The 21,487-nt window shown below is 65.5% G+C and carries 22 protein-coding genes; 15 read left to right on the top strand and 7 right to left on the bottom strand.

All coding sequences use genetic code 11. From position 1 onward, the window contains the following. Positions 1–22 precede the first annotated feature (22 nt). From ugpB to ASC78_RS15540, 6 genes are all read left to right on the top strand, one after another. The gene (gene ugpB, locus ASC78_RS15565) at positions 23–1,336 is read left to right on the top strand and encodes a sn-glycerol-3-phosphate ABC transporter substrate-binding protein UgpB (RefSeq protein WP_055802855.1); all 1,314 of its coding nucleotides are present in this window, start codon (positions 23–25) and stop codon (positions 1,334–1,336) included. Positions 1,337–1,431: 95 nt separating this feature from the next. Continuing rightward, positions 1,432–2,313, top strand: coding sequence for a sn-glycerol-3-phosphate ABC transporter permease UgpA (gene ugpA / locus ASC78_RS15560; RefSeq protein ID WP_055802854.1), 882 nt, complete (start codon positions 1,432–1,434; stop codon positions 2,311–2,313). A 45-nt stretch (positions 2,314–2,358) separates the two neighbouring features. Beyond that, positions 2,359–3,207 carry a sn-glycerol-3-phosphate ABC transporter permease UgpE gene (gene ugpE, locus ASC78_RS15555; RefSeq protein ID WP_055802851.1) on the top strand — a complete coding sequence of 283 codons (849 nt, stop codon included), beginning with the start codon at positions 2,359–2,361 and terminating at the stop codon, positions 3,205–3,207. 136 nt (positions 3,208–3,343) lie between these two features. Beyond that, a complete protein-coding gene (ugpC, locus tag ASC78_RS15550; RefSeq protein ID WP_055802849.1) occupies positions 3,344–4,351 on the top strand; it encodes a sn-glycerol-3-phosphate ABC transporter ATP-binding protein UgpC in 1,008 nt (335 codons plus the stop codon). Positions 4,352–4,354: 3 nt separating this feature from the next. After that, complete coding sequence (ugpQ, locus tag ASC78_RS15545; RefSeq protein WP_055802848.1) at positions 4,355–5,101, top strand: glycerophosphodiester phosphodiesterase; 747 nt, start codon at positions 4,355–4,357, stop codon at positions 5,099–5,101. An 85-nt stretch (positions 5,102–5,186) separates the two neighbouring features. After that, positions 5,187–7,580, top strand: coding sequence for a DUF3772 domain-containing protein (locus ASC78_RS15540; RefSeq protein WP_235505107.1), 2,394 nt, complete (start codon positions 5,187–5,189; stop codon positions 7,578–7,580). A gap of 81 nt (positions 7,581–7,661) precedes the next feature. Here the strand turns inward: ASC78_RS15540 and ASC78_RS15535 are convergent, their stop codons facing one another. Then, entirely contained in the window at positions 7,662–7,937 is a 276-nt protein-coding gene (locus ASC78_RS15535; RefSeq protein WP_055802845.1) for a hypothetical protein, read from the bottom strand. A gap of 75 nt (positions 7,938–8,012) precedes the next feature. On the opposite strand from ASC78_RS15535, the gene hemA reads away from it, so the two are divergent. The 6 genes from hemA (at position 8,013) to ASC78_RS15505 (ending at position 13,528) form a co-directional block, all read left to right on the top strand. Then, the gene (gene hemA, locus ASC78_RS15530) at positions 8,013–9,284 is read left to right on the top strand and encodes a glutamyl-tRNA reductase (protein ID WP_055802843.1); all 1,272 of its coding nucleotides are present in this window, start codon (positions 8,013–8,015) and stop codon (positions 9,282–9,284) included. 96 nt (positions 9,285–9,380) lie between these two features. Then, on the top strand, positions 9,381–10,469 hold the full coding sequence (gene prfA, locus ASC78_RS15525; protein ID WP_055802841.1) for a peptide chain release factor 1: 1,089 nt from the start codon (positions 9,381–9,383) through the stop codon (positions 10,467–10,469). Further along, positions 10,466–11,320 (top strand): peptide chain release factor N(5)-glutamine methyltransferase, encoded by an 855-nt coding sequence (gene prmC, locus ASC78_RS15520; protein ID WP_055802839.1) that lies wholly within the window; start codon positions 10,466–10,468, stop codon positions 11,318–11,320. The genes prfA and prmC overlap by 4 nt, the downstream gene beginning before the upstream one ends. 29 nt (positions 11,321–11,349) lie before the next feature. Further along, on the top strand, positions 11,350–11,679 hold the full coding sequence (gene grxD, locus ASC78_RS15515) for a Grx4 family monothiol glutaredoxin (protein WP_055802837.1): 330 nt from the start codon (positions 11,350–11,352) through the stop codon (positions 11,677–11,679). A gap of 16 nt (positions 11,680–11,695) precedes the next feature. Next, entirely contained in the window at positions 11,696–12,202 is a 507-nt protein-coding gene (locus tag ASC78_RS15510) for a cupin domain-containing protein (RefSeq protein WP_055802836.1), read from the top strand. A 42-nt stretch (positions 12,203–12,244) separates the two neighbouring features. Beyond that, the gene (locus tag ASC78_RS15505; protein WP_055802834.1) at positions 12,245–13,528 is read left to right on the top strand and encodes a hemolysin family protein; all 1,284 of its coding nucleotides are present in this window, start codon (positions 12,245–12,247) and stop codon (positions 13,526–13,528) included. Between the two features lie 7 nt (positions 13,529–13,535). Here the strand turns inward: ASC78_RS15505 and ASC78_RS15500 are convergent, their stop codons facing one another. After that, on the bottom strand, positions 13,536–14,192 hold the full coding sequence (locus ASC78_RS15500; protein ID WP_055802832.1) for a lytic transglycosylase domain-containing protein: 657 nt from the start codon (positions 14,190–14,192) through the stop codon (positions 13,536–13,538). Next, positions 14,189–15,934: a proline--tRNA ligase gene (locus tag ASC78_RS15495; protein ID WP_055802830.1), complete on the bottom strand. Its 1,746-nt coding sequence runs from the start codon at positions 15,932–15,934 to the stop codon at positions 14,189–14,191. Before ASC78_RS15495 ends, ASC78_RS15500 begins: the two co-directional genes overlap by 4 nt. A gap of 137 nt (positions 15,935–16,071) precedes the next feature. On the opposite strand from ASC78_RS15495, the gene ASC78_RS15490 reads away from it, so the two are divergent. Beyond that, the gene (locus tag ASC78_RS15490; RefSeq protein WP_055802827.1) at positions 16,072–16,740 is read left to right on the top strand and encodes an RNA pyrophosphohydrolase; all 669 of its coding nucleotides are present in this window, start codon (positions 16,072–16,074) and stop codon (positions 16,738–16,740) included. Between the two features lie 91 nt (positions 16,741–16,831). Next, entirely contained in the window at positions 16,832–17,281 is a 450-nt protein-coding gene (locus ASC78_RS15485; protein WP_235505106.1) for a CNP1-like family protein, read from the top strand. A 37-nt stretch (positions 17,282–17,318) separates the two neighbouring features. On the opposite strand, the gene proB is transcribed toward ASC78_RS15485, so the two are convergent. From proB to rplU, 4 genes are all read right to left on the bottom strand, one after another. After that, positions 17,319–18,458 (bottom strand): glutamate 5-kinase, encoded by a 1,140-nt coding sequence (proB, locus tag ASC78_RS15480; protein ID WP_055802825.1) that lies wholly within the window; start codon positions 18,456–18,458, stop codon positions 17,319–17,321. Positions 18,459–18,542: 84 nt separating this feature from the next. Beyond that, a complete protein-coding gene (gene cgtA, locus ASC78_RS15475; protein WP_055802823.1) occupies positions 18,543–19,619 on the bottom strand; it encodes an Obg family GTPase CgtA in 1,077 nt (358 codons plus the stop codon). 70 nt (positions 19,620–19,689) lie between these two features. Continuing rightward, positions 19,690–19,950, bottom strand: coding sequence for a 50S ribosomal protein L27 (rpmA, locus tag ASC78_RS15470; RefSeq protein WP_028259150.1), 261 nt, complete (start codon positions 19,948–19,950; stop codon positions 19,690–19,692). 12 nt (positions 19,951–19,962) lie between these two features. Further along, positions 19,963–20,274, bottom strand: a complete 312-nt coding sequence (gene rplU, locus ASC78_RS15465) for a 50S ribosomal protein L21 (protein WP_028259151.1) — start codon at positions 20,272–20,274, stop codon at positions 19,963–19,965. 189 nt (positions 20,275–20,463) lie between these two features. On the opposite strand from rplU, the gene ASC78_RS15460 reads away from it, so the two are divergent. Continuing rightward, positions 20,464–21,456 carry a polyprenyl synthetase family protein gene (locus ASC78_RS15460; protein WP_055802822.1) on the top strand — a complete coding sequence of 331 codons (993 nt, stop codon included), beginning with the start codon at positions 20,464–20,466 and terminating at the stop codon, positions 21,454–21,456. The last annotated feature ends 31 nt before the right edge of the window (positions 21,457–21,487 follow it).

The following is a 21,487-nucleotide window of genomic DNA, read 5'->3' as shown; positions in this document are numbered from 1 at the left end:
CATTTTCCCATCAGGAGTCTTCATGCGATTCAAGACGCTCGCGCTGGCATCGGCGCTGGCCGCCACCACGCTGTTCAATGTGGCCCACGCCCAAACCGAGATCCAGTGGTGGCATTCCATGAGCGGCCCGCTCGGCGAATGGGTCAACGACCTCGCCAAGCAGTACAACGCCAGCCAGAAGGAATTCAAGGTCGTGCCGACCTACAAGGGCCAATACGACGAATCGATGACCGCCGCCATCGCGGCGTACCGCGCCGGCAATGCGCCAGACATCCTGCAGGTGTTCGAGGTCGGCACCGCCACCATGATGGCCTCCAAGGGCGCGATCAAGCCGGTTGGCGAAGTGATGAACTCGGGCGGCGCCAAGTTCGATCCCAGCGTGTACGTACCCGCCGTGTCGGGCTACTACACCGCGCCCAATGGCCAGATGCTGAGCTTCCCGTTCAACAGCTCCACGACCATCTTCTATTACAACAAGGACGCCTTCAAGGCAGCCGGCCTGGACCCCGAGAAGGCACCCACCACCTGGCCCGAAGTGATTGCGGCGGCCGACAAGCTCAAGGCCAGCGGCCACAAGTGCCCGTTTACCACCAGCTGGATGAGCTGGACCCAGCTCGAGAGCTTCTCGGCCTGGCACAACACGCTCTATGCAACGCAGAACAACGGCTTTGGCGGCACCTCTGCACGCCTGGCCTTCAACTCGCCGCTGCAGGTGAAGCACTTCGAGAACCTGGCCAAGATGTCGAAGGACGGCACTTTCGTCTACAAGGGCCGCAACAACACGGCAGACGCCGCCTTCCCCTCGGGCGAATGCGCGATGATGACCGGCTCCTCAGGCCTGTACGCGCGCGTGGCCAAGGACGCCAAGTTCAAGTACGGCATCTCCACCCTACCCTACTACCCCGACGTGAAGGGCGCGCCCCAGAACACCGTGATCGGTGGCGCCAGCCTCTGGGTCATGTCCGGCAAGCCGGCTGACCACTACAAGGGCGTGGCCAACTTCTTCACCTTCTTGTCCGACACCAAGGTGCAGTCCGAAAGCCACAAGCGCACGGGCTACCTGCCCATTACCACGGCGGCCTACAAGCTGACCGATGCCTCGGGCTTCTACAAGGACAACCCCGGCACCGACGTGGCCGTGACACAGATGATCCGCAAGACCACCGACAAGTCGCGCGGCGTGCGCCTGGGCAGCTTCGTGCAGATCCGGACCATCATCGACGAGGAAACCGAGCAGATCTGGAACGGCAAGCGCACCGCCAAGGAAGCTCTGGATGCCGCCGTCAAGCGCGGTAACGAGCAGCTCGAACGCTTCGAGAAGGCAAACAAAGGCTGAAGCTCCGGGCGCCTCGGCGCCGAAGTAGACTCGCCCGCCCGCCACTGCAAAAAGCCGTGGGCGGGCGTTTCGTTTTTTGAGGGATTCGAGGGGCTATGGAAAAACGCGTTCTATTCCGATCGGCATGGCTGCCATGGCTGCTGATCGCGCCGCAAATGGCGGTGATCCTGGTGTTCTTCTTCTGGCCCGCCAGCCAGGCAATCTGGCAATCGATGCAGACGGAGGACGCCTTCGGCACCTCCACCGTCTTCGTGGGCCTGGAGAACTTCAAGACCCTGTTCGATGACCCGGCCTACATCGAGTCGTTCCAGGTCACCGCACTGTTCTCCGTGCTGGTGGCCGGCATCGGCATCTCAATATCGCTCCTCCTGGCGATCTTTGCCGACCGCATCCTGCGCGGTTCACTGTTCTATAAGACCTTCCTGATCATTCCGTACGCGGTGGCGCCCGCAATCGCCGGCGTGCTTTGGGTGTTCATGTTCTCGCCCAGCATCGGCGTGGTGAGCTACGGCCTGCGCAAGATGGGCATGGACTGGAACCACCTGCTCAATTCGAATCAGGCGCTGTCGCTGATCGTCGTGGCCGCAATCTGGAAGCAGATCTCCTACAACTTCCTGTTCTTCCTGGCCGGGCTGCAGTCCATTCCCAAGGCGCTGATCGAGGCCGCGGCCATCGACGGCGCCGGCCCGCTGCGCCGGTTCCTGACCATCCAGTTCCCGCTGCTGTCGCCCACCACCTTTTTCCTGCTGGTGATCAACGTGGTCTACGCCTTCTTCGACACCTTCGCGATCGTGCATGCCACGACCGAAGGCGGGCCGGGCCGAGACACCGCGATCCTGGTCTACAAGGTCTGGCACGACGGCTTCCGGGCCCTCGACCTGGGCGGCTCGGCCGCGCAGTCCGTGGTGCTGATGGTGATCGTCGTCGTACTCACGGTGATCCAGTTCCGCTACGTCGAAAAGAAGGTCCAGTACTGATGGCGCATCCTTTCCCCTTTGCTTCCTTCCTCCGGAGCCCCCGCCATGATTGAACGCCGGCCTGGCCTCACCGTCCTGTCGCACGTGGTGCTGATCCTGGGCATCGCCATCGTGGTTTTTCCCATCTACCTGGCCTTCGTCGCCTCGACCCACACACGCGACGAGATCCTGCGCGTGCCGATGCCGCTTGTGCCTGGTGCGCACATGGTCGAAAACTACACTGCGGCCCTCCTTGGCACCGAGACGCAGGGCGCGCGCGTGGTGGTGGGCCGCATGATGTGGATCAGCCTGGTCACGGCGCTGGTCATCAGCATCGGCAAGATCGCGATCTCGCTGCTCTCGGCCTTTGCCATCGTGTATTTCCGCTTTCCGTTCAAGAAGATCGTGTTCTGGATGATCTTCGTGACGCTCATGCTGCCGGTGGAGGTGCGCATCCTGCCCACCTACAAGGTGCTGGCCGACCTGAACATGCTCAACACCTATGCGGGCCTGACCATCCCGCTGATCGCGTCGGCCACGGCGACCTTCCTGTTCCGGCAGTTCTTTCTCTCGGTGCCCGACGAGCTGGTCGAGGCCGCGCGAATAGACGGCGCGGGGCCGATGCGCTTCTTCAAGGACATCCTGATACCGCTGTCGCAGACCTCGATTGCCGCGCTCTTCGTGATCCAGTTCATCTACGGCTGGAACCAGTACCTCTGGCCGCTCCTGGCCACCACCAGCGAGGACATGTACCCGGTGGTCATCGGCATCAAGCGCATGATCGCCTCGGGCGACGCCGCGGTCGACTGGAACCTCGTGATGGCCACCGCCATGCTGGCGCTGATACCGCCCGCCATCGTCGTGGTGCTGATGCAGCGCTGGTTCGTCAAAGGCCTGGTCGACACGGAGAAATGAGCCCACCCCCGAAGCGGCTCACTTCGTGTAGCCGCCTCCCCCTCGAGGGGGCAACACCGGCGGCCCGGCAAAGCCGGTTCCGCGGTGTTTCCCGGCTTGGCGCGCCAGCCACAACCTGATATTTAAAACAGACAACATGTCAGCCATTTCCTTTCGCAACGTCATCAAGCGCTACGGCAAGGGTGCCAAGGCCAACCAGGTCATCCACGGCGTCTCCGCCGAGGTGAACAAGGGCGAATTCGTCGTCATCGTCGGGCCCTCGGGCTGCGGCAAGTCCACGCTGCTGCGCATGGTGGCCGGCCTGGAAGACATCTCGGCCGGTGACATCGCCATTGGCGGCCGCGTGGTGAACCTGCTCGAACCTTCCGAGCGCGACATCGCCATGGTGTTCCAGAACTACGCGCTCTATCCGCACATGAGCGTGTTCAAGAACATGGCCTATGGCCTGAAGATCGCCAAACTGCCCGAAGCCGAAATCAAGACCCGCGTCGACAAGGCGGCCAAGATCCTCGAGCTGGGCCACCTGCTCGAGCGCAAGCCGCGCGAGCTTTCGGGCGGCCAGCGCCAGCGCGTGGCCATGGGCCGCGCCATCGTGCGGCAGCCGCAGGTGTTTCTGTTCGACGAACCGCTGTCCAACCTGGACGCCAAGCTGCGCGCGCAGACCCGCCTGGAGATCCAGAAGCTGCACCGCGAGCTCGGCATCACCTCGCTCTTCGTCACGCACGACCAGGTCGAGGCCATGACGCTGGCGCAGCGCATCATCGTGATGAACGGCGGCGTGATGGACCAGTTCGCAACGCCTGAAGAGGTGTACAACCGGCCCGCCACCACCTTTGTCGCGAGCTTCATCGGTTCGCCGCCGATGAACCTGCTGCACCATGCGCCTGGCGTGCGGCCGGGCCAGATCCTCGGCATTCGTCCCGAGCACATGAAGCTCGACGAAAGCGGCTGGTCCGTGCAGGTCGAGTCGGTCGAACTGCTTGGCGCCGAGCGGCTGGTATACGGCCGCATCGGCGAAGAGCAGATCATCATGCGCACCGACGAAAGCGACCATCCGCCAGTCGCGGGGGACACGGTAAAAATTGCGGCGCGCCAGGACAAGCTGCACTGGTTCGACGCCGGTTCCGGCAAACGCGCGGACTGAAAGATGGCGGCGGTGAAGCCCTGGCCCTACCCGCGCTGGATCGCCCACCGCGGCGCCGGCAAGCTGGCGCCCGAGAACACGCTGGCCGCCTTTCGGCTTGGCGCCGCGCACGGCTACCGCATGTTCGAGTGCGACGCCAAGCTCAGTGCCGACGGCGTGGCCTTTCTCATGCACGATGCCACGCTCGACCGCACCACCAACGGCCAGGGCACCGGCGGCACGCAGCCCTGGAGCGCGCTCTCGCAGCTGGATGCGGGCGGCTGGCATTCACGTGCCTTTGCGGGCGAGCCGCTCGCCACGCTCGAGAACTTGGCGCGTTTCTGCCTTGCGAACGGCCACCTGCTCAACATCGAGATCAAGCCCACGCCGGGTACCGAGCGCGAAACCGGCGAAGCGGTGGCACGGCTCGCGGCCCGGCTTTGGCAGGGCGCGGCCATTCCGCCGCTGCTCACCTCGTTCCAAACCGAATCGCTGGAGGGAGCGAAGGCGGTCCAGCCCGAGTTGCCGCGCGGGCTCCTGCTCGACACGCTCCAGGACGGCTGGCTTGCTACGGCGACTCGGCTCGACTGTGCCGCCGTCGTCTGCAACCACGCGCTCTGGGATGCCTCCACGGTCGCGAAAGTGCACGACGCGGGTCTGCGCGCGCTGAGCTACACCGTCAACGACGAATGGGCCGCGGAGCGGCTCATCGAGCTCTGCACCGACGGCATCATCACCGACCGCATCGACCTGTTCAGTCCCGCCGGTTGACCAACGCCACCGGCCGCAGCGGCCCGACACACGCTGTCACGCGCCGCGCCGGGGGCTGGAAATGGCGCCTTCTATGATGGCAGCCATGAGTTTGATCCCACGCCTGATGGCCCTTTGCCTGGCCGCCATGCTGTCGTGCGCCCCTGTGCTGGCGCAGCCAGACAGCAACATCGGCACCAGCAACACCGCTTCGGCCGCTGTGCCCGAACCCACGGTGGCCGAGCTGCGCGAGCAGCTCACCAAGATCACCGCCGCCGCCGATTCCAACGAGGACATGCGCAAGCTCCTTGCGCAGATCAGCGACATCGGTACGCAGGCCGACAAGTTCGTCGCCGCACGCGCCAGCGAACTGGCCGACCTGAACGCACGTCTCGGCGAGCTCGGAAATCCGCCGGCCGCCGGCGCTACGGAAGACCCCGATATCACGCGCCAGCGCGCCCGGCTCACCAAAGAACGCAATGCGCTGGATGCCGACATCCGGCTGGCGCGACTGCTTTCCATCGACGTACGGCAGCGCGCCGCCGAACTGGTGACGCAGCGCCGCGAACTTTTCGAGGCGCAGATCACCGAGCGAGCGGCCTCGCCGCTGACCGGCGAGTTCTGGCGCGACCTCGAATCCGCATGGCCGAACGATTTGGCGCGCCTGAAGGCGATGGGGGGCAGCCTGCGCGACGGGCTCGCAGAGGCCATGCAGCAAGGGACGCGGACTGCGCTGATCGGGGCGCTGATCGTGGCGCTGCTGTTCGCGGTGCTCGGCAACTGGGTGGCCGAGCATCTGCTGACGCGGGTCGCCGCGCGGTTGCTGCCCGCGGGCCGGCTTCGACGCTCGCTGCTGGTGATTGCCATCGTGGCGAGCCATGTGCTGCTGGTGGCCGCGGCGGCGCACGGATTCGTTCGCGTGCTCGAGGAATACGCCACCTGGGAGCCGCAGGCGCGCAAGGCGATGCGCTCGATGGCGCAGGCGCTGGTGTTCATGGCCTTCGTCATCGGGCTGGGCCGCGGCCTCCTGGCCACCCGCCGGCCCTCGTGGCGGCTGCCGCCGATCCCCGACGCCATGGCTCGCCGCCTCGCACCGCTGCCGTGGCTGGTGGCCGCGGTGGCCGCGCTGGCATGGGCGCCGGTCGAGATCAATGCATTGGTCGAAGCCAGCTTTGCGGCGGTGGTCGCCACGCACGTGCTCACCGCGCTGGTGCTCACCGCGCTGGTCGGCGCGGTGCTCCGGCGGCTGCGGCCGCTGCGCGCCGACACGCCGGACGCCGACCTGCCGGAGCGGCCGATGTGGGTGGGCCTGCTGGTGGCCTGCATCGGCATCCTGATGTTGTCGATCTGGGTGCTGGTGGCCCTGGGCTATGTGGCGCTCGCGAGCTTCCTGGCGTCGCAGCTCACCTGGAGCGGCATTGTCGCGGCGGCCTTCTATGTGCTGTTCAAGTTTGCCGACGACGTCTTCATGGCCAGCGTGTCGTCGCGCAGCACCTTCGGCCAGCGTCTACAGAAAAGCTTCGGTCTTGCGCCACAGACGCTCGATCAGGCGGCCACGGTGCTCTCCGGCCTGAGCCGGGTGGGGCTGTTCTTCTACATGCTGATCGCGCTCGCCGCGCCCCTGGGCACCGGGCCTAGCGAAGTGTTCCAGCGCAGCGGCAAGTTCGGCACCGGCGTGAAGGTGGGCGAGTTCCAGCTGGTGCCGGGCGCCATCCTGAGCGCCATCGCCGTGGCGGTAATCGGCTTCATCGTGCTGCGCGTCTTCAAGCGCTGGCTCTCACGCAGCTACCTGCCCAGCACGCAGTTCGAGCCGGGCATGCAAAGCTCGATCACCACGCTGCTCGGCTACGTGGGCGGCATCCTGGTGGTCGCCTTCGCGCTGTCGGCGCTGGGCATCGGCATCGAGCGCATCGCGTGGGTGGCCAGTGCGCTCTCGGTGGGCATCGGCTTTGGCCTGCAGGCCATCGTGCAGAACTTCATTTCGGGCCTCATTCTCCTGGCCGAGCAGCCGGTGAAGGTGGGCGACTGGGTGGTGCTGGGCACCACCGAGGGCGACGTGCGGCGCATCAACGTGCGCGCCACGGAGATCCAGCTTGGGGACCGCTCCACGCTGATCGTGCCCAACTCCGAGTTCATTACCAAGACCGTGCGCAACATGACGCTGGCCAACGCCGAGGGGCGGGTGCTCATCCGCTTGCCGATGCCGATGACCACCGACGCGCAGCGCGTGCGCGAGCTCATCTTGGAAGCATGCCGAGCGCACGAAGGCGTACTCGAGACGCCAGCGCCTTCGCTCACGCTCGAGGGCGTCGAGGGCGGCCTGCTCATCTTCCAGGCCATTGCCTATGTGCCGAGCCCGCGGCTGGCGGGCGGGGTGCGAAGCGACCTGCTGTTCACTATTCTCGAGCGGATGCGGGTGGAGCGGATCGAGCTGGTGCCGTACGCGGCCATACCGCCGCCTGTGGCTGCCGGCGAAACCGGACCGGTGGCCGCCGCCTAGTTACCGCGCCGGTCAGCTCGATTCTTTCGTTGCCCGAAGCAACATCTTGAAACGCCCTTCGGATCACGCCTCTCGAACTGTCTACCCTCGCCAGCCGCGCGATACCAGCCATTGACTGATACCGCACGCAAGCACCAGCGCGGCGTAGGCGCCCATCGTGCCATCGCGGCCTGAAAAGATCAGTCCGCCCAGGAGCGCCAGCGCTCCCGCGCCGGAATTGACGGCGGCTTGAATCCACCAGGCGGGCACGCCGGAGTTTCGCCCCAAAACGCCGCCCGCCAGCGCGCACACGAATCCGACCGCCAAGGCGGGTGCCAGGAAGTTGAGCAGATGGTTGAGGAGATCCAGCAGGGACATGGAGTCGGTAGAAGAGAGAGTCGGCCAAACCCTTCGGCAGCCGCATAGCTCCTGCTGATTTTATAATCAGGGGATATGTCAGTCTGGGCCCTCGGGTTGAACCACACGACCGCGCCGCTCGATCTGCGCGGCCGCTTCGCGTTCGCGCTCGACCAGCTGGCTCCCACGCTGCACAGCCTGCGCAATTCGTTTGCCGCCGGCCGCCACCCCCAGGTCGAAGCCGCGATCATCTCGACCTGCAACCGCACCGAAATCTATTGCGCCGCCGAGCATGCGGCGCTCGATCACACGGTGGGCTGGCTGGCCGAGAGCGGCGGCGTGGCGCCCGCCCTGCTGCGCTCGCATGCTTACACGCTGCAAGATGACGAGGCTGCGCGCCACGTCTTCCGCGTGGCCAGCGGGCTCGATTCGATGGTGCTCGGCGAGGCCCAGATCCTCGGCCAGATGAAAGACGCCGTGCGCGCGGCCGAAACCGCCGGGGCGCTCGGCAGCACCCTCAACCAGCTGTTCCAGCGCTCGTTCGCAGTCGCGAAAGAAGTCCGCACCGCGACCGAGATCGGCGCGCATTCCATCAGCATGGCGGCCGCGGCCGTCCGGCTGGCCGGACAGCTGTTCGAAGACTTGCACCAGACGCGCGTGCTGTTCGTCGGCGCGGGCGAAATGATCGACCTGGCCGCCACGCACTTCGCAGCCAAGGACCCCAAATCGATCGCCATTGCCAACCGCACGCTCGAACGGGGTGAAAAGCTGGCTTCGCGCTTCGGCGGCGAGGCAATGCGGCTGGCCGACCTGCCGAGCCGGCTGGCCGAGTTCGACATCGTGGTGAGCTGCACCGCCAGCACGCTGCCAATCATCGGCCTGGGCGCCGTGGAGCGCGCACTCAAGGCGCGCAAGCACCGCCCGATGTTCATGGTCGACCTGGCCGTGCCGCGCGACATCGAGCCCGAAGTGAAGGCGCTCGAGGACATCTACCTGTACACGGTCGACGACCTCGCGCAGGTGGTGCAGCAAGGCCAGGCCAATCGCCAAGCGGCTGTGGCGCAGGCCGAAGTCATCATCGACGCCGGTGTGCAGAGCTTCATGCACTGGCTGGGCCAGCGCGGTACGGTGCCGCTGATCCTGCAGCTCAACGCCCAGACCGACGAGTGGCGCGCGGCCGAGATCGCACGCGCGCGCAAGCTGCTGGCCAAGGGCGAATCGGTCGATGCGGTGCTCGAAGCCATGTCGCGCGGGCTCACGCAAAAGATGCTGCACGGCGCGCTGGCCGAACTGCATGCGGGCGACGCGGCTTCGCGCGAGCAGACGGCGCACGCCATTTCGCGCCTCTTTCTACGCAAAGAGCGTTAGCGACGCTTGCCGCCGCCGGCCCGGCCTGGTTGCCGCGGCCTCCCCGTGCCTTGCCGCCGCGAGACGCGCCCCCTCTTCTTTTCGGCCCCTTTCGACGTGAAAACTTTTCTGCGCCACCAACTCGAGCGCTACGCGCAGCGCCTCGGCGAACTCGACTTTCTACTTTCGCGCGAAGACATCATGAGCGACATGGCGCAGTACCGCACCATCTCGCGCGAGCATGCCGAGGTGACGCAGATCGCCGGCCGCTACGAACGCTACAAGCAGCGCGAGGCCGACATCGCCGGTGCGAAGGAGATGCTCGACGACCCCGACATGGCCGAGATGGCCAAAGAGGAAATTTCGGGTGCCGAAGCCGAACTGGTGCAGCTCGAGGAAGAGCTGCAGCGCCTCTTGCTGCCCAAGGACCCGGACGACGCGCGCAATGCCTTTCTCGAAATCCGCGCCGGCACGGGCGGCGACGAATCGGCGCTGTTCGCGGGCGACCTGCTGCGCATGTACACGCGCTACTGCGAGCGCGCCGGCTGGCGCTGCGAAGTGGTGAGCGAAAGCGAGAGCGAGCTTGGCGGCTACAAGGAAGTGGTGATCCGCATCGTCGGCACCGACGTTTTCGGCCACCTGCGCTTCGAGTCGGGCGGCCACCGCGTGCAGCGCGTGCCAGCCACCGAAACCCAGGGCCGCATCCACACCAGCGCCTGCACGGTGGCCGTGCTGGCCGAGCCGGACGAGACGGTGGCGGTGCAGATCAACCCGGCCGACCTGCGCATCGACACCTATCGCGCGAGCGGCGCCGGCGGGCAGCACATCAACAAGACCGACTCAGCCGTGCGCATCACGCACATTCCGACCGGCATCGTGGCCGAGTGCCAGGACGACCGCAGCCAGCACCGCAACAAGGCCAAGGCGCTGCAGGTGCTTTCCGCCCGCATCCAGGAAAAGGAACGCAGCGAACGAGCCGCCAAGGACGCCGCCATGCGCAAGGGGCTGATCGGCAGCGGCGACCGCTCGGACCGCATCCGCACGTACAACTTTCCGCAGGGCCGGCTCACCGACCACCGCATCAATCTCACGCTCTACAAGCTGCTGGCCATCATGGAAGGCGACTTGGGCGACGTGCTGGAGGCCCTGCGCGCAGCGCGCGAGGCCGAGCAGCTGGCCGAGCTGGAGTCGAGCCTGCCGGCATGACGATGACGACGCCCTCCACACCCGCCACCGTAGCGCAGGCTCTGGCTGCTGCCGCGGCGCTGGGCATTGAGCGGCTCGACGCGCAGTTGCTGCTTCTTCATGCGCTGGGCCGCGCGCCGCATGACCGCGCATGGCTGCTGGCGCACGACACCGACGGCATGTCCGATGCGGCGTGGGCCGCGCTCTCAGCGCAGCTGACGCGGCGGCTGGCCGGCGAACCGGTCGCCTACTTGCTCGGCGAAAAAGAATTTCACGGCCTCAGCCTTCGCGTGGACCCGCGGGTGCTGGTGCCGCGTCCGGACACCGAAACGCTGGTCGAATGGGCCCTGCATTGCCTCGAAGGCCACGGGGCGCCGCGCGCGCTCGACCTGGGCACCGGCAGCGGCGCCATCGCGCTCGCGCTGCAGCATGCGCGGCCCGATGCGCAGGTCGACGCGGTGGATGCGAGTGCCGATGCGCTGCTTGTCGCACAGGCCAATGCGCAGCGCCTGTGCCTGCCGGTGCGCTTCAGCCAGGCCCATTGGCTCGACGGCGCCGCAAGCGGCTACACGGTCATCGCCAGCAACCCGCCCTACATTGCCGCCAACGACCCGCACCTGCCCGCGCTGCAACATGAGCCCGCGGCTGCGCTGGTGGCCGGTCCCGACGGGCTCGACGACATCCGCGAGATCGTGCGGGACGCTCCTTCGCACCTTGCGGAGGGCGGCTGGCTGCTGCTCGAACACGGGCACGACCAGGCCTCGGCCGTGCGCCAGCTGCTCCAAACGCGCGGGTTTTCCGAAGTCCAAAGCCGCAACGACCTTGCCGGCATCCAGCGCTGCTCCGGCGGAGTCTGGCGCACGGTGAAATAATCCCCTCAGCCCACTTTTCAGGAGTCCCCATGTCCGACGCCCAGCAACGCATCGATGACCTCGTCAAATCCAACGACCTCGTACTCTTCATGAAAGGGAATGCGAGCTTCCCGATGTGCGGTTTTTCCGGCCGCGCGATCCAGATCCTCAAGGCGGTCGGCGTCGACACCAAGTCGCTCAAGACCGTCAACGTGCTCGAAGACGACGGCATCCGCCAGGGCATCAAGGAATACAGCAATTGGCCCACGATTCCCCAGCTCTACGTGAAGGGTGAATTCATCGGCGGCTCGGACATCATGATGGAGATGTATGAGTCGGGCGAGCTGCAGCAGGTCGTGGGCGGCAGCAACCCCGCCTGATTTCTCCGCCCCCGCGATGAGCCACGACCACGACGGGCACTCGCATGACGGCGAGTCCGCGTCGCCGGCCTGGAAGCACGACGGCGTGCGCGTGATCCCGGCCAATCAGCTCGACACCAACACCGCGCAGACGCCCGGCATGAACCGGGCGGCGGCGATCAACTTCGCCCGCGTAGGCGCGCAGAAGCTCTGGGCCGGCACAGTCACCATCCATGCCGATGCCAAGACCGGCGCCCACCACCACGGGCACCTCGAGTCGGTGATCTACGTGGTGCGCGGCCAGGCCCGCATGCGATGGGGCGAGAAGCTCGAGTTCACGGCCGAGGCCGGGCCCGGCGATTTCATCTACGTGCCGCCCTACGTGCCGCACCAGGAAATCAACGCCAGCGCGACCGAGCCGCTCGAATGCGTGCTGTGCCGCAGCGATGGCGAGGCGGTGGCCGTCAATCTCGACATCGAGCCCGTCGAAAAGCCTGAATCGGTACTCTGGATCGACCCGACGCATCCGCACGGCGGCATCTAGCCCCGTCAGTCATGGCACCATGGCAACCTTCGCCGTGCCACCATGACTCTCACCCAAAGCCTGCTCATCATCGCCATGCTCATCGCGATGAGCGCGTTTTTCTCCATTGCCGAAATCACCCTTGCCGCCTCGCGGCGCCTGCGCCTTCGTCAGATGGCCGACGATGGCGATGCGAGGGCCGAAAAAGTGCTGCGCGTGCAAGAGCAGCCCGGCCACTACTTCACCGTGGTGCAGATCGGCCTCAATGCGGTGGCGATTCTCGGCGGCTTGGTCGGTGAGGGTGCGTTCAGCCCGTACTTCACGCGCTTTTTCGAGAACTGGTTGAGCGTGGAGGCCTCGGCGAACCTGGCCTTCCTGTGCTCGTTCGTGATCGTCATCGCGGTGTTCCTGGTGTTTGCCGATCTCTTTCCCAAGCGGCTCGGCATGAGCGACCCGGAGCGCATTGCCGTGCGCATGGTCGGGCCGATGCTGCTGCTGATCACCGCCCTCAAACCCCTGGTGTGGCTGTTCACGCGCACGACCGACATGCTCTTCAAGCTGCTTGGCATGCCGCTGGTGCGCGACGACAAGATCACTTCGGCCGACATCCTGGCCATGACCGAGGCCGGTGCGCTCGCGGGTGTGCTCGCGGTGCGCGAGCAGCAGGTGATCGCCAACGTGTTCGAGCTGGACACGCGGCTGGTCAGCAGCGTGATGACGGTGCGCGACAACATCGCCTGGTTCCTCCACGACGACCCGGAATCGGTGCTGCGGGCGCGCATCATGGCCGAGCCTTTTTCGGCCTACCCTGTGTGCGACGGCGACATTGACCACGTGCTCGGCTATGTCGACGCGAAGGAAATGTTCCAGCGCGTGCTGAGCGGGCAGCCGCTGGCTTTCGACCAGGGCCTGACGCTGCACAAGGCGCTGGTCATCCCCGACCGGCTCTCGCTCACCGAGGTGCTGGAGCAGTTCCAGCAGGCGCGTGAAGACTTCGCCATCATCGTCAACGAGTACAGCCTGGTCGTGGGCGTGATCACGCTCAACGACGTGATGAGCACGGTGATGGGCGAGCTGGTATCGACGCCGGACGAGGAACAGATCGTGAAGCGCGACGAGAACTCCTGGCTGATCGATGGCGTCACGCCGATCCAGGACGTCCAGCGCGCATTGCACATCGACGAGCTGCCGCATGCCGACGAATACGAAACGCTGGCGGGCTTCTTGATGGTGATGCTGCGCCGGGTGCCCAAGCGCACCGACAGCGTGACCTGGGGCGGCTTCACCTTCGAGGTGATGGACGTCGACAGCTACCGGATCGACCAGGTGATGGTCACGAAGACTTAGCTCGCCCTCAGGCGGCTGAACGGTCTCTGTCGATGAAGGTCCAGAGGCGCTGGTTTGCAAACACCGCGTTGGGGTACGGCGCCTTGCCGCGGCTGCCGTTGTAGCGGCCGAGGGTCATGTACAGGTCGCCGTTCTCACGGTCGAGGTAGTGGCGCAGGATGACGCAGCCGAAACGCAGGTTGGTCTGCATGTGGAACAGCTTGGCCGGGTCGCTGTCGCCGATCACGCGGGTCCAGAACGGCATGACCTGCATGTAGCCGCGCGCGCCCGCGCTGGACACCGCAAACTTGCGGAAATTGCTCTCGACCTGGACCAGGCCGAGCACCAGGCTCACGTCGAGCCCGGAGCGTTTGCTTTCGTACCAGACGGTCTGGAGGAATTCCTTGCGCGTCGGCCAATCGGCAATTTTTTTCTTGAGGCGCTCGCTCATCTCGCCCAGCCAGCGCAGGTAGGTCAGGCGGGCTTCGGTGTCCGAGAACTCGGGCACCGGCGGCGCCTTGTTGTGCACGGCCGAACTCAGTGCGGTGCGCACCGAGTCGATCAGCGGCTCTTCGATCTGCGCGCCAGCGCGAGCGACCTGAGGCAGCGACAGCATCGTCAGGGCGCCGGCCGCCGCGGCGCCGCCCAGGCACTGGCGTCGCGAGAGGCCGCCCTCCAGGCTCATTTCGCGAGCTTGCCGGTGATGAACTCGGCGATGCCGGCGGCCGGAACCTTGGTGGCGGCGGTATCGCGGCGATGCTGGTATTCGAGCTGGCCTTCCTTCAGGCCGCGGTCGGAAATGACCACGCGGTGCGGAACGCCGATCAGCTCCCAGTCGGCGAACATCGCGCCAGGGCGCTCGCCACGGTCGTCGAGCAGCACGTCGACGCCGGCCGCGAGCAGCTGATCGTAGAGCGCCTCGGCGGCCACCTTGACTTCAGGGCTGCGATCCATGCCGATCGGGCAGACCACCACGGTGAAAGGTGCCAGCGCATCAGGCCAGATGATGCCGCGCTCGTCGTGGTTCTGTTCGATGGCGGCGGCGGGCAGGCGCGTGATGCCGATGCCGTAGCAGCCCATCTCGAGGAATTGCGGCTTCCCCGCTTCGTCGAGGAAGGTGGCGTTCATGTCCTTGCTGTACTTGGTGCCGAGCACGAACACATGGCCCACCTCGATCCCACGCTCGATCGCGAGCACGCCCTTGCCGTCGGGCGACGGGTCGCCGGCCACCACGTTGCGCAAGTCCGCCACCAGCTCGGGCTCCGGCAGGTCGCGGCCCCAGTTGACGCCGGTCATGTGGAAGTCGATCTCGTTGGCGCCGGTAATCCAGTCGGCCAGCACCGCGGCCTCGCGATCGGCCACGAGCTTGATCGGCTTCTTGAGGTTGAGCGGGCCGAGGTAGCCTGGCTTGCAGCCGAAGTGGTCTTCGATCTCGGTCAGGGTCGCGAAGCGAAAGCCCTTGTCCAGCCCGGGCACCTTGCTGACCTTGATCTCGTTCATGTCGTGGTCGCCGCGCAGGAGCAGCAGCCAGACCTGCGAGCCCTTCAAGTTGCCGGCGTCATCGAGGATGTCGGTCGCAAGCACCAGCGACTTGACGGTGGTCGAGAGCGGCACGCCGAGCAGCTCGGCCACGTCGGCGCAGGTGCTCTTGCCGGGGGTCGGCGTCTTCTCGAGCGGCTTGGCGGCTGCTGGGCGCGGGCCGGCCGGGGCCAGTGCCTCGGCTTTTTCCATGTTGGCCGCGTAGTCGCTGCCCGGGCAATAGACGATGGCGTCTTCGCCGGTAGCGGCGATCACCTGGAACTCTTCGCTCAGGTCGCCGCCGATGGCGCCACTGTCGGCCGCCACCGCGCGATATCGCAGGCCGAAGCGATCGAAGATGCGGCGGTAGGCATCGGCCATGACCTGGTAGCTGGCCTTGGCAGCACCCAGGTCGCGGTCGAAGCTGTAGGCGTCCTTCATGATGAACTCGCGCCCGCGCATCAGGCCGAAGCGCGGACGGCGCTCATCGCGGAACTTGGTCTGAATCTGGTAGAAATTCTTCGGCAGCTGCTTGTAGCTACGGATTTCCTGGCGTGCGATGTCGGTCACCACCTCTTCGCTGGTGGGCTGGATCACAAAGTCGCGGTCGTGCCGGTCCTTGATGCGCAGCAGCTCGGGGCCCATCTTGTCGAAGCGGCCGGTCTCCTGCCAGAACTCGGCAGGCTGCACCACGGGCATCGTGAGCTCGACGGCGCCGGCGCGGTTCATCTCTTCGCGCACGATCGCCTCGACCTTGCGGATCACGCGCAGGCCCATGGGCATGTAGGTGTAGATGCCCGTGCCGAGCTTCTTGATCATGCCGGCCCGCATCATGAGCCGATGGCTCGCGACCTCGGCGTCAGCGGGCGCTTCCTTGAGGGTGGAGACAAAAAATCGGGAAGCTTTCATCGGGATCGCGCGTGATGGAATCGGTATGGGATGTGGGGGACAACTCTCCGGGGAGACCCTGAGAGCCTGGCATCGGTTGCTTGCCGAGTGCAACCCGGCATGCATAATCGACTCAGTTCAAAAATTGGGGTTTGATTATGCTCGACCGGGACGGCTTCAGGCCCAACGTCGGCATCATCCTGCTCAACCAGAGAAACCAGGTTTTCTGGGGCAAACGCATACGCACGCATTCCTGGCAGTTTCCGCAAGGCGGCATAGACCGCGGCGAAAGTCCGGAGCAAGCCATGTTCCGGGAGCTGCATGAGGAAGTGGGGCTCCATCCGGAGCACGTGCGCATCGTGGCCCGTACCCGCGACTGGTTGCGCTACGAGGTGCCGGATCGGTTCATCCGCCGTGACGCACGGGGCCACTACAAGGGCCAGAAACAAATCTGGTATTTGCTGCAACTCATCGGCCACGACTGGGATCTGAACCTGCGTGCCACCGACCATCCTGAATTCGACGCTTGGCGCTGGCACGACTACTGGGTGCCGCTCGACGTGGTCGTCGAGTTCAAGCGCGGCGTCTATGAGATGGCGCTGACCGAGCTTGCTCGCTACCTGCCGCGGCAGGATTTCCGCAACCGTTTTTTGCGCAGCAACGTGCGCGCCCGTGAATTCGAGCGCCACACGCCAGACGGCGGCGCGCCCGCGGGCCTGGACCTGCCGCCCGGCGGCAGTTTCGACCCGCATCCCGACATCCATTCCGCGAGCGATGAACCTTCTCTTCCCCCCAACAAAACGCCCTTCTTTCCGTCGCAGCGCTGAGCGCATTCTTCTTCTCGCGTGCTTCGGCATTCTTGCCGGCTGCGCATCGGGCAATCACGACACCGACAACCCGGACTGGGCGCAATCGGGCATGCCGCCTCCGCCCAAGCGCTCCGAGGCGGACGCCGAATGGGTAGAAACCGCGGCACCGCCGCCGCCGGCCTTCAGCGAAAGCCGCCTGCTGCCGATCGAAATGCCTCCGTACATGAGCCTGAAGTTCGGCATCGACCCGAACACGATCGCCATCACGCGCGACGGCATCGTGCGCTACGTGGTGGTGGCGCAGAACCGCAATGGCGGCGGCGTCAATGCGTTCTATGAAGGCGTGCGCTGCTCGACCGGCGAGCTGAAGAGCTACGCCCGCTACAACAACGGCGCTTGGCAAGAAACGAAGACGCCGGAGTGGAAGCGCATCAACGACCTCAACTCGCGCTACGCCAAGGCGCTGTCGACACAGGCGCTGTGCCGTGGCAACGCGCCGCGCAATTCAGTCGGGGACATGGTCCAGAACCTGCGCAACCCGGTTCGCGAAGTGCAGTGAACCAAAAAGAACGGGGCCATGCGCCCCGTTTCTTTCATCAGCCTGGCATCAGCACCATGTTGTCGCGGTGGACCATCTCGGGTTCCGCCACGTAGCCCAGCAAACGCTCGAACTCGCTCGAAGGCTTGCGGCACAGCAGACGGGCCTCCACGCTCGAGTAGTTGGCCAGACCGCGGGCCAGTTCGACGCCATCGACGTCGCGCACCGCAATCACGTCGCCACGCGAGAACTCGCCCGACACGCTGGTCATGCCGATCGGCAGCAGGCTCTTGCCTTCGGCACGCACCTTGGCCGCGGCCCCGGCATCCACCGTGACGGCGCCGCGCAATTGCAGGTGGTCGGCCATCCAGCGCTTGCGCGCCTGGTGCTTGGCCGTCTGCGCCACCAGCAAGGTGCCGATGGGTTCGCCGCGCGTGAGGCGCAGCAGGGCATCGGGTTCGCGTCCCCAGGCAATCACGGTAGAGGCACCCGACCCGGCCGCGCGCTTGGCTGCAAGGATCTTGGTGATCATGCCGCCGCGTCCAATGCTGGAGCCTGCGCCGCCCGCCATGGCTTCGAGCGCCGGGTCGCCGGCGGCCGCCTCGTGCACGAACTTTGCGTCCGGGTCCTTGCGCGGGTCGGCCGTGTAGAGGCCCTTCTGGTCCGTGAGGATGATCAGCGCGTCGGCCTCCACCAGGTTGGCCACGAGGGCGCCGAGCGTGTCGTTGTCGCCGAACTTGATCTCGTCGTTGACGACGGTGTCGTTCTCGTTGATGACCGGCACCACGCGCAGGCCGAGCAAGGTCACAAGGGTCGAGCGCGCATTGAGATAGCGCTCGCGGTCGGCCAGGTCGGCATGGGTCAGCAGCACCTGGGCGCTGCCGATCTCGTTCTCGCGCAGCTTGGTCTCGTACATCTGGGCCAAGCCCATCTGCCCGACGGCGGCGGCGGCCTGGAGTTCATGCACCTCGTGCGGCCGGGTGCGCCAGCCGAGCCGCTTCATGCCTTCGGCAATGGCACCGCTCGACACCATCACGACCTCGCGCCCTTCGCGCACCAGCACCGCAAGCTGCCGGCACCACTCGCCGATGGCGCCCTCATCGAGGCCCCGTCCTTCGTTGGTCACGAGGCTGGAGCCCACCTTGACGACGATTCGGCGGGCATCCCGCAAGGCAGTGGATCCGGAATTCGAGGTCATTGAAGGCTCTGGCGGTCGTGTCGTGAAGCGTGTGCGGCTGCTGTCTGTGGAAGCGGCGCATCGGGTGTCGATGCGCTGCGGTGCTCAGTTTGGATCGGGCGGCAATTCGGCAAAGCGCGGATCGACTTCGACCGGCACCTGCTCGGCCACCTGCTGCGCCTTGATGTGCTGGTAGACCGCCTGCACCAAGTGCTCGCAGCCTTCCCGGGTGAGCGCGGAGATTTCGAACACGGGACCCTTGAAGCGCATGCGCTTCACGAAGTCCTTGATGCGTGCCGCACGTTCGTCGCCGGGCACCATGTCGAGCTTGTTGAGCACGAGCCAGCGCGGCTTCTCGTAGAGCGCGGTGTCGTACTTTTTCAGCTCGCCCACGATGGCCTTTGCCTGTGCCACCGGATCGACGGCATCGTCAAAGGGTGCCATGTCGATCACGTGCAGCAGCAGGCGAGTGCGCTGCAGATGGCGCAGGAACAAGTGGCCGAGGCCGGCACCTTCCGAAGCGCCTTCGATCAGGCCGGGAAGGTCTGCCACCACGAAACTCTGCTCCGGGCCGACGCGCACCACGCCGAGATTCGGATGCAGCGTGGTGAAGGGATAGTCGGCGATGCGCGGGCGCGCGTTCGAAATGGCGCTGATCAGGGTCGACTTGCCCGCGTTGGGCATACCGAGCAGGCCAACGTCGGCGAGCACCTTGAGTTCGAGCTTGAGGCTCTTCTTCTCGCCGGGCCAACCGGGGGTCTTCTGGCGCGGGGCGCGATTGATGGCGCTCTTGAAGCGCATGTTGCCGAAGCCGCCATCGCCGCCCTTGGCGATGGTGACGACCTCGCCTTCCTTCAGCAGCTCGTACAGCACCTCGCCCGTCTCGGCGTCGGAGATGATGGTGCCGACAGGCATCTTCAACACGATGTCGTCGCCCGCGGCACCGAACATGTCGGAGCCCATGCCGTGCTCGCCCCGCCTGGCCTCGTGGCGGCGCGAGTAGCGGAAGTCGACCAGCGTGTTGAGGTTGGAATCGGCTACCGCGTAGACGTGGCCGCCGCGGCCGCCGTCACCACCGTTCGGGCCGCCGAATTCCTTGTATTTTTCATGACGGAACGACACGCAGCCGTTGCCGCCATCGCCTGCGGCGATGTCGATGAAGGCTTCGTCGACGAACTTCATGGGGTATCCAGTGTACAAATGAAGAAGCCCCGGCAAAGCGGGGCTTCGAGCTGATCGAAGTGACCTGGGCTTATGCCGCGGGGGTCACGTTGACCATGTGCTTGTTCAGTGCGCCCTTGACGCCGAACGACACATGGCCGTCAACCAGTGCAAACAGCGTGTGGTCCTTGCCCACGCCGACATTCACGCCGGGGTGGAACTGGGTGCCGCGCTGGCGCACGATGATCGAGCCTGCGCTGATCAGTTCGCCGCCAAACGCTTTCACGCCGAGCATCTTGGGCTTGGAGTCGCGCCCGTTTCGCGTTGAGCCGCCGCCTTTTTTCTGTGCCATGGAATCTGCTCCTTAGCCGGCGATCGCGCCGATTTGCAGTTCGGTGAACTGCTGGCGATGGCCTTGACGTTTCTGATAGTGCTTACGACGGCGCATCTTGAAGATGCGAACCTTGTCGTGCTTGCCGTGCGACAGTACCGTGACTGTCACCGTTGCGCCGGACACCAGGGGCGTACCAACCTTGATTTCGCTGCCGTTGCCGACTGCGAGAACCTGATCGATCACGATTTCCTGGCCTACATCCGCAGCAATCTGTTCTACTTTAATTTTTTCGCCGGAAGCAACGCGATACTGCTTGCCGCCGGTTTTTATGACCGCGTACATGTGAACCTCTTGGGAATATGAGCTCCGCGGCGAATTCCGCAGAGCCCAAGATTCTAGCACGGTTTGCGCGCGCTAACATGGTTTAGGCGCGAAGCGCGCCGGAACCGCACGCGCTCCTCCCTATAATCTGCGCCTTCCGGCCTTGTGCCGCTGCCACCTTCGTATTCAGACGCGCCGCGCGCAAACGCTTTGCCAGTTCACGCCGCCGATACCTCCCCCACCGCCACCGTGCTGGATTTGATCGCCGGCGACATGGTCGAAGTCGACCGTGTGATTGCGCGGCGCCTCGATACGGGCGTGCCCCTGGTCAGCCAGGTTTCCAAATACATCATCTCCGCCGGCGGCAAACGCCTGCGGCCGGCGCTGCTGCTCCTCATGTCGGGGGCGCTCGGATACACGGGCGAGCAACGCTTCAACCTGGCGGCGGTGGTGGAGTTCATCCACACGGCCACGCTGCTGCACGACGACGTCGTTGACGAGTCGACCCTGCGCCGCGGACGGCCGACGGCCAATGAATCGTTTGGCAACCCCGCCAGCGTGCTGGTCGGCGACTTCCTCTATTCGCGTGCTTTCCAGATGATGTTGGATGCAAACAACATGCGCATCATGCAAATCCTGGCTGAGGCGACCAACGTCATCGCCGAAGGCGAGGTGCTGCAGCTCATGAACATGCACGACGCGTCGCTGGACGAAGCAGCCTACCTGCGCGTGATCCGCTCGAAGACCGCCAAGCTTTTCGAAGCCAGCACGCGCCTGGCCGCGGTGCTGGCAGGAGCCACGCCCGAGGTCGAGGAAGCCTGCGCCACCTATGGCCAGGCGCTGGGCACGGCCTTCCAGGTGATCGACGACGTACTCGATTACGCCGGAGACGCCCATGAAACGGGAAAGAACGTGGGCGACGACCTGCGCGAAGGCAAGACCACCCTGCCGCTGATCTTCGCCATGCGGCGCGGCAGCCCCGCCCAGGGCGCGCTGGTGCGTGCGGCCATCGAGGCCGGCGACACGGCTCAACTTGGCAAGATCGTCGAGATCGTTCACAGCACGGGCGCGCTGGAGGCTTCGCGTGCCGCCGCGGCCGACGAGGCAAAGCGTGCGATTCATGCCTTGCGCGACTTTCCGTCCAATTTGCACGCCGACGGTTTGCTACAATTGGCGGCTCAGTTGCTTGAGCGACGTGCCTGAACACCTCACAAGAGTTGGCAAGGACGACTTT

The organism is Variovorax sp. Root318D1 (genome assembly GCF_001424835.1).
In the GTDB taxonomy this organism is placed as follows: Bacteria; Pseudomonadota; Gammaproteobacteria; order Burkholderiales; family Burkholderiaceae_C; genus Variovorax.
This window is presented reverse-complemented; position numbering and strand designations above follow the sequence as displayed.

What these genes read in the sequence shown, in the direction of transcription:
- ASC78_RS15500 (WP_055802832.1), bottom strand. Translation starts at nt 14,192, where the DNA reads ATGAGCCTGGAGGGCGGCCTCTCGCGACGCCAGTGCCTGGGCGGCGCC.
- ugpE (WP_055802851.1), top strand. Translation starts at nt 2,359, where the DNA reads ATGATTGAACGCCGGCCTGGCCTCACCGTCCTGTCGCACGTGGTGCTG.
- proB (WP_055802825.1), bottom strand. Translation starts at nt 18,458, where the DNA reads ATGACCTCGAATTCCGGATCCACTGCCTTGCGGGATGCCCGCCGAATC.
- ASC78_RS15510 (WP_055802836.1), top strand. Translation starts at nt 11,696, where the DNA reads ATGAGCCACGACCACGACGGGCACTCGCATGACGGCGAGTCCGCGTCG.
- ugpQ (WP_055802848.1), top strand. Translation starts at nt 4,355, where the DNA reads ATGGCGGCGGTGAAGCCCTGGCCCTACCCGCGCTGGATCGCCCACCGC.
- ASC78_RS15495 (WP_055802830.1), bottom strand. Translation starts at nt 15,934, where the DNA reads ATGAAAGCTTCCCGATTTTTTGTCTCCACCCTCAAGGAAGCGCCCGCT.
- ugpC (WP_055802849.1), top strand. Translation starts at nt 3,344, where the DNA reads ATGTCAGCCATTTCCTTTCGCAACGTCATCAAGCGCTACGGCAAGGGT.
- rplU (WP_028259151.1), bottom strand. Translation starts at nt 20,274, where the DNA reads ATGTACGCGGTCATAAAAACCGGCGGCAAGCAGTATCGCGTTGCTTCC.
- prmC (WP_055802839.1), top strand. Translation starts at nt 10,466, where the DNA reads ATGACGATGACGACGCCCTCCACACCCGCCACCGTAGCGCAGGCTCTG.
- hemA (WP_055802843.1), top strand. Translation starts at nt 8,013, where the DNA reads ATGTCAGTCTGGGCCCTCGGGTTGAACCACACGACCGCGCCGCTCGAT.
- grxD (WP_055802837.1), top strand. Translation starts at nt 11,350, where the DNA reads ATGTCCGACGCCCAGCAACGCATCGATGACCTCGTCAAATCCAACGAC.
- cgtA (WP_055802823.1), bottom strand. Translation starts at nt 19,619, where the DNA reads ATGAAGTTCGTCGACGAAGCCTTCATCGACATCGCCGCAGGCGATGGC.
- rpmA (WP_028259150.1), bottom strand. Translation starts at nt 19,950, where the DNA reads ATGGCACAGAAAAAAGGCGGCGGCTCAACGCGAAACGGGCGCGACTCC.
- ASC78_RS15540 (WP_235505107.1), top strand. Translation starts at nt 5,187, where the DNA reads ATGAGTTTGATCCCACGCCTGATGGCCCTTTGCCTGGCCGCCATGCTG.
- ugpB (WP_055802855.1), top strand. Translation starts at nt 23, where the DNA reads ATGCGATTCAAGACGCTCGCGCTGGCATCGGCGCTGGCCGCCACCACG.
- ASC78_RS15485 (WP_235505106.1), top strand. Translation starts at nt 16,832, where the DNA reads ATGCCGCCTCCGCCCAAGCGCTCCGAGGCGGACGCCGAATGGGTAGAA.
- ASC78_RS15505 (WP_055802834.1), top strand. Translation starts at nt 12,245, where the DNA reads ATGACTCTCACCCAAAGCCTGCTCATCATCGCCATGCTCATCGCGATG.
- ASC78_RS15490 (WP_055802827.1), top strand. Translation starts at nt 16,072, where the DNA reads ATGCTCGACCGGGACGGCTTCAGGCCCAACGTCGGCATCATCCTGCTC.
- ASC78_RS15535 (WP_055802845.1), bottom strand. Translation starts at nt 7,937, where the DNA reads ATGTCCCTGCTGGATCTCCTCAACCATCTGCTCAACTTCCTGGCACCC.
- ugpA (WP_055802854.1), top strand. Translation starts at nt 1,432, where the DNA reads ATGGAAAAACGCGTTCTATTCCGATCGGCATGGCTGCCATGGCTGCTG.